Raw genomic sequence first — 4,276 nt, 5'->3', positions numbered from 1 at the left:
GCCAGTGAGCGTCATGCCGGTGGCGGAGGGGCGCAATGCAAAGCGACCACCTGCATCAATTCGCACGAAATCCAGCCGCTGCACGGCGGCCCGCGCGGCGGGATCGTCCACCGCCAGCCCCAGCACGGCGCCGCCGAAATCGTGGGCAATCTCGCGCGCCACCAGCCGGCCCGGCGTCCCCGGCGGCAGCGGCGCATCTGGAGTGAGGACGGCGACACCGGCGTCTACCCGAGTTACCCGCGCGGTGAGATCGCTGTTGCCGCCGCCCAGTGCCGCGCCGGTGGTGGCAAACAGCGCAAACCGCGAACCCGGCGTGATGCCCACCAGCCCGCCGCCGGCCATCGCCAGCTTGCCGTCATCCATGGCCACGTCGAACGTGGGCACCTTGATTTCCGGCCCGCCCATCGCGGCGCGCAGGGCGCCTTCGGCGTGGGGCACCTGACGGCCGCCGGTGGCGCTGGACACATCGGCCACCACGCGCGCGGCGATATCGGCGAAACTGGCTTGCGGGGCGGCAATTATGGCGCGGGACAGGGCGGTGGTGAACACGCCGGCGCGCGCGCCTACGGTGCCGACCTCCTTGGCATCCTGCCCGTCGCCGGCCGCGCCCAGATGCACGCGGTAGGCGCCGTAGCTGCCATATTGCTGCGGCGAGGCGATGGGCTGCAGGCCGCGCACGCGCAGATCGGGCGCAGTGCGAGTAGCCGAATTGCCATCGCGGCTGGCGGTGCCGCTGTTGCAGCTGTCGAACCAGGTGACGATGTTGATGCCGCCCGACGTGGCGCGGTCGATGAAGCTGCGCACTTCGTGATCGAGGATATCCGCCCCGGCCAGCGCGCCCGGCCGGCGGGCATCGTACGCCATCAGCGTGCTGTTGTAACGGCTGGCCTGATCTTGCGCGGCATCATCGATGAAGCGCGAACCGTGCCCGGCGAAATACAGCAGCAGCGTGTCGCCGGGCTGGCTGTTTGCCAGCGCGCGGTTCCACGCCGCCATGATCGCCGCCTTGGTGGCGCATGTGTTGATCAGTGTGAGCGAGACAGCGTTGGACGACTGGCATTGATCCTGCGGCACTTCATCGACACTCAGGCGGTAGGCCTGCGCAACGGCGGCCTTGATGCGCAGCGTGTCCCCCACCGCGCCCGACAGATCGTCAAAACCGGCACCGGGCACATGGGCGCGGCTGTTTTCGTAATTGTCGATGCCCACGAACACAGCGCGCACGGCGGCGTTTGCCGAGGCGGGCATCAACAGCGCCGCGGCCAGCAGTGCCAGCCTGATCGTCATGGCTGGCCCCGCAGCGCCACCGGCGACGGCGCCGAATTGAAATCGAACAGGCTGGGTTCCTGCGATTTTGGCGGGGCGGCACTGGGTGCGCGCATCACCAGCCGCACGCCGCGCGCCGCCATGGCGCCGCCGCCGCGCCGCACTTCCTCATTGAGCGAGGGCAGCCGCGCCACCGCATAGCGCAGCCATTCATCAAGCAGCACCTTGCCGTCGCGGTTGAGATCGGCAGGGCCGCCGGTGGGGGTGAGGCCTTCGCCGAGCGCGGCAGTAAGAAAACCCTGCGCCAGACTGGCATTTTCCAGCGCCACATCATCGGCCTGAGTAGCCGCGAGGATGCGCAGCCCCTTGTCGAACGCCAATTGCCCCAGCCCCGGATCGCCCATCGGGCCAGGCTTGAAATCGGGGGTGTTGACCGCCGCGCCCGAATGACAGGCGTCGATGATGAAGGCGATTTCTTGCGCCTTGATGGCGCGCAGCCACATGGTGAGCTGCGCGGCGTCGATCACCGTATCGGCTTGCGGCCCGGCATCTGTGACGGGCCAGCGCGCATTCGATGGCACCAGCGCGAAATTGCCCGACGTGTCGGCAAAGCCGTGCCCGGAGAAGCTGATGATGACGATGTCGTCGGGCGTCGCATTGTCGAGCGCGCTGGCGTCAAAGCCGGCAGCCTTTAGCTCGGTTTGGTAGGGCCCGGGCGGGAAGCCGGCGAGGATGCCAAGCGCCTTGTCGATATCCTCGCGGGTGACGCTGCGCACGCTGCCGCCTTGCAATCGCGCCGTGGTCAAGCTGGCGTGGCGCATTTCATATCCGGGGATGCTGGCCAGCCGCTGCGAAATCAGCTGGGCATCGGGAACGGCGAAATTCAGCGCCAGCCGGCTTTCGCTGTAATCGTTCACGCCGATGGTGAGCACGAACGCCCGGCGGACGCGCGGTGGCATGGCCAGCGGCCCTTGGGGCGGCGTCCAGGCCAGGCGGGCGGTGTCGCTTTTGACGCGGTCGCTGTTGAAGCTGTAGGCGGAAAACTGCAGCGGTTTTCCATCGGTGGGCAGCTGCACCTCCAAGCCCCAATAACGATTGCCTTGGTCATCGCCGGGCGGCGAGAGATTGGCCTGGCGCCATTCGTTCAGCGTGCTGGGTTTGGCGCTGGAATCGTCTGGATCGCGGGATACTTCGCGGTTGTTCATCAACAGCTTGACGCCGTAAACGCCGGATTTGCGTCCACTGCCAGCATCGCTGGTTTCGTTCACTTCAATGTTTACCTGCGCCCAGCCGGGCCGGATTGGCTTTACCTCGGTAATGCGCACGGTGGGCAATTGGCGGTTCAGTCCGGCAACCGGCGGCACCGGGTGCAACACGCGGGCGCAGTTGCCGTCCTGAGTGCAATCCATCAGCTTGGCGATCAGCCGCGGCTCGTAATAATCGCGCATCAGCGTTTGTGGAGCCAACGACCGAAACGGCTGATCGGGCATGAACCAGCGGAAGCTTTCGGAATCGGGGCCAAGATTGGTGTCGTAACGGCCATCGCCGGCCACCACCACGTAACGCTGGTTGTAAAATCGCGTCCGACGCTGACCACCGCGCAATAGCTGTCTATCTCGTTCATATTATTAACAAAAACTGGCATCCTGTAGGGTCACTTGTCGCGCGAAAAGCGACCCCGCCGAATACGTAAATCCATCACTTTAATCAACGGAATGCGCCAAAGTTCGGGGGGTCAATGTTGGCTGCAATTTCACACCCTTGGAAGTTTGTTGCAAAACCCCAGAATCAACGATCAGGCCAGCCGTCAAGCCAACCTGCTGATACCACTCAACTTAGTTTCGGATCAGGCTCTTAGACTGCCCGCTATGATTGAGCTTGTGCGATCCTCAATTTTCTCCTATTTTCTCAGACAGGGACAGACCTCCAGATGGAGTCGGTGGTGGAGAGCGATGTGATGACCATCAAGGAGGTCGCCGACTACCTTAAGTTGGCTGAAAAGACAGCTTACCGCTTGGCGGCCGAGGGTAAAATACCAGGATTCAAGGTCGGGGCCTCTTGGCGGTTCCGCAAGACCAAAATCGACCGGTGGATCACAGCTCAAGAGCGTGGAGTTTCCAGTGGCCCGCCCGCTACTCTAGTTTAGGTAAATGGCTTTCGTCTCTATTGAAAATGCATTGATGTTGAACTCAAATCTGATGATTGGAGTTTGTCCGGGGATGATAAAGATAACATGACTCGTCAGCTAAGGGCCAGAAATGTCGTTCCGCTTCGGCCGCTAAAAACAGTGATCGAATGCCAAGACAACCTGGATTTCATGCGGTCCTTGAAAAAGGGCAGTATGCACCTGATCGCGACCTCTCCGCCCTACAATATTGGCAAGGAATACGAGAAGCGGACGTCGATGGATGTCTACATCGAAAGCCAAGCTGCGACAGTCGCTGAGGCCGTCCGCCTATTGCACCCGCGCGGTTCAATATGCTGGCAAGTTGGCAATCACGTAGATGAAGGTGAAATATTTCCTCTCGACGTGGTTCTCTATCCCATATTCAAGAACCACGGATTGCGCCTGCGGAACCGAATTATCTGGACTTTCGGGCATGGCCTGCATTGCCAGAAACGCCTTTCTGGCCGGCATGAAACAATTCTGTGGTTCACCAAGGATGACGATTACACGTTCAATCTCGACCCAATCCGTATCCCGTCGAAATATCCTGATAAAAAACATTTCAAAGGCCCAAATAAAGGGCAAATGTCGGGGAACCCGCTTGGTAAAAACCCGTCAGACGTTTGGGATATCCCAAATGTCAAATCCAACCATGTGGAAAAGCTCGATCATCCCTGCCAATTTCCGGTCGGTTTAGTAGAACGCCTAGTCCTCGGATTGACTAACCCTGGCGACAATGTGCTCGACCCTTATTTGGGCGTCGGATCGACAGCGATTGCAGCCCTGAAAAGCGGCCGGAATGCTTACGGCTGCGATGTTACCCAAGAATACATTGACGTCGCT

At 61.3% G+C, this 4,276-nt stretch carries 4 protein-coding genes; 2 read left to right on the top strand and 2 right to left on the bottom strand.

Going from position 1 to position 4,276, the window contains the following annotated elements:
* Both ACESL8_RS00935 and ACESL8_RS00930 read right to left on the bottom strand, forming a co-directional pair.
* Nucleotides 1–1,287, bottom strand: a 1,287-nt coding sequence (locus ACESL8_RS00935) for a caspase family protein (RefSeq protein ID WP_372914962.1), incomplete at its 3' end; no start/stop codon positions are given.
* A complete protein-coding gene (locus tag ACESL8_RS00930; RefSeq protein WP_372914960.1) occupies nucleotides 1,284–2,825 on the bottom strand; it encodes a caspase domain-containing protein in 1,542 nt (513 codons plus the stop codon). The genes ACESL8_RS00930 and ACESL8_RS00935, both read right to left, overlap by 4 nt.
* 371 nt (nucleotides 2,826–3,196) lie before the next feature.
* On the opposite strand from ACESL8_RS00930, the gene ACESL8_RS00925 reads away from it, so the two are divergent.
* On the top strand, nucleotides 3,197–3,412 hold the full coding sequence (locus tag ACESL8_RS00925) for a helix-turn-helix domain-containing protein (RefSeq protein WP_372914958.1): 216 nt from the start codon (nucleotides 3,197–3,199) through the stop codon (nucleotides 3,410–3,412).
* 87 nt (nucleotides 3,413–3,499) lie between these two features.
* The coding region (locus ACESL8_RS00920; protein WP_372914956.1) for a site-specific DNA-methyltransferase at nucleotides 3,500–4,276 on the top strand (777 nt) is incomplete at its 3' end.

This window comes from Sandarakinorhabdus sp., from assembly GCF_041689835.1.
Classification (GTDB): domain Bacteria; phylum Pseudomonadota; class Alphaproteobacteria; order Sphingomonadales; family Sphingomonadaceae; genus Sandarakinorhabdus.
The sequence above is the reverse complement of the archived record's forward strand: the minus strand, read 5'-3'. Positions and strand labels throughout refer to the sequence as shown.